This window comes from Anaerococcus sp. NML200537 (assembly GCF_026131715.1).
Lineage (GTDB): Bacteria > Bacillota > Clostridia > Tissierellales > Peptoniphilaceae > Anaerococcus > Anaerococcus kampingae.
The window spans coordinates 1-2124 of sequence record NZ_JAMXSL010000071.1; the positions used below are offsets into that span (position 1 = coordinate 1).

The 2124-nt window shown below is 33.3% G+C and carries 1 protein-coding gene; it reads left to right on the plus strand.

Going from position 1 to position 2124, the window contains the following annotated elements:
• Nucleotides 1-300: 300 nt before the first annotated feature.
• Nucleotides 301-2085: a homoserine O-acetyltransferase/O-succinyltransferase family protein gene (locus tag NH288_RS11285; RefSeq protein WP_265215392.1), complete on the plus strand. Its 1785-nt coding sequence runs from the start codon at nt 301-303 to the stop codon at nt 2083-2085.
• The last annotated feature ends 39 nt before the right edge of the window (nt 2086-2124 follow it).

Consider the following 2124-nt stretch of genomic DNA (forward strand, 5'->3'; position numbering starts at 1 on the left):
GCTTATGGTAATATATTTTTAAATATATTAATAAGTTTATATTGCTTATATAAAGAAGAGTAGCTTATATAGGATGATTAAAGAGAGCTTAGTTGTGGTGAAATAAGTAGATTCCTTTTAAGTGAAGATGGTCTTTTTTGTTAGTTGGTGAATTTTTAGCCAGCTAGGGGTATGCCCCTTACAGCAGATGGTATTGTTTGATACCTACTAAGTCTGTTATCGTGAGATAATAGTAAAATAAGGTGGTAACACGAGTCTTCGTCCTTTGGTCGAAGGCTTTTTTTTATTATAGGAGGATTTATGCCAGTTATTTTATCCGAAGATTTTATTAAAGAAGAGGTTTTGCAAGAAGAAAATATTTTTGCTATCAATCCAATGAGGGCTAGTAACCAGGATATAAGACCTCTTAAGATTGCTATTGTCAATCTTATGCCTAATAAGGAGGAAACTGAGATTGATTTGCTTAAACTTATTTCTGCTCATGCTCTTCAAATTGAGGTTGATTTTATTAGGACTACTACATATGAAAACAAACACACAGACCTTAATAGGCTCAATAAGCTTTATAAGTCTTATGATGATATTAAAGATACCAAGTATGATGGCATGATTATTACTGGTGCCCCTATTGAAAATATTGACTATAAGGATATTAAATATTGGGATGAGCTTACTAAAATTTTTGATTATGCCAGAGAAAATGTCTATTCTACTATTTTTATCTGCTGGGCTTCTCTTGCTGCCCTTAATTACTTTTATGATGTCGATAGCTTTTCTTTTAATGAAAAACTATGTGGAGTTTATCCTTTTATTAAAAACAGCAATTCAAGGCTTCTTGATGGCTTTGATGACTTATACAATGTTCCCCATTCTCGATATAAAGGAGTTGACCCTAAAGATTTGGACGACATTGATGACTTAGATGTCCTTGCTTCATCTGATGAGGTTGGGCTCTGTCTTGCTACAAGTTCTGATAATAGGTTTATTTTTTCACTTGGCCACCTTGAATATAATAAAGATACACTTAATAATGAATACCTAAGGGATCTAGAAAGAGGTCTTAATCCTAATAGACCGGTCAATTATTATTTTGAAGGTACTAATAAGATTAATATGAGTTGGAAATCAGCAGCTTCCTTATTTTTCTCAAATTGGATTAACTATGCTGTTTATCAAAATACACCTTATAGACTTGAGAGTATTGAAGAAAAATCTGTTTCGAAATTTGGTGGCTCTTCCCTATCTGATGCCGGTCAGTTTGAAAGAGTTAAGGATATTATCAATAGCAAGGATGATAGGAATGTAATCGTTGTGTCTGCGCCAGGAAAGCGAGACCCTTATGATATTAAGGTTACTGATCTTTTGGTAAAAATTTCTGATTCTAATGAACAAATTAGGGCTCTTGAGGAAAAAATTAAAGAACTCAATAAGGAAATATATATAAAAAGAGAAGAAAAGTACAAAATTAATGATAAGATTAAGGATCGTTTCTATGAAATAATTGATGATTTGAATTTAGACGATTTCCTTAAAAATGAAATTGACCAAAGCCTTGCAGAAGTTGCCTTCTCCTTAAATCGTGATTTCAATCTATCTAGGGGTGAATACTTAAATGCCAAAATCCTCGCAAATTTTTTAGGCTATGACTTTTTCGATGCGAAGGATTTAATTTTCTTTGATGATGAGGATATTGATATCGAAAGGACCTTTAAGATTATAAGGGCCAGTATTAAAGATGGAATGAAGGTCGTTGTTCCTGGTTTTTATGGAAGTAAGGATGGTCAGATTAAAACTTTTAAGAGGGGTGGATCAGATTATACCGGGTCAATTCTTGCCGCTGCCCTTGATTCTTCTGTTTATGAAAACTGGACTGACGTATCTGGTATAATGACAGCTGACCCTAAAAGGGATAAGAATGCCCAAAAAATCGAAAAACTAGATTATAAGGGCTTGCAAAAAATTATTAAGTCCGGTGCTGGAGTCTATCAAGAAGACGCCATTAGGCCTGTTATGAATAAAAATATTACTATTAAAATCCTAAATACCAATAATCCTGACGACTCAGGCACTACTATTAAAGATTAAAAATAAGCTGGAGCTTGCAAATTTTCTCAAGCTCCAGCT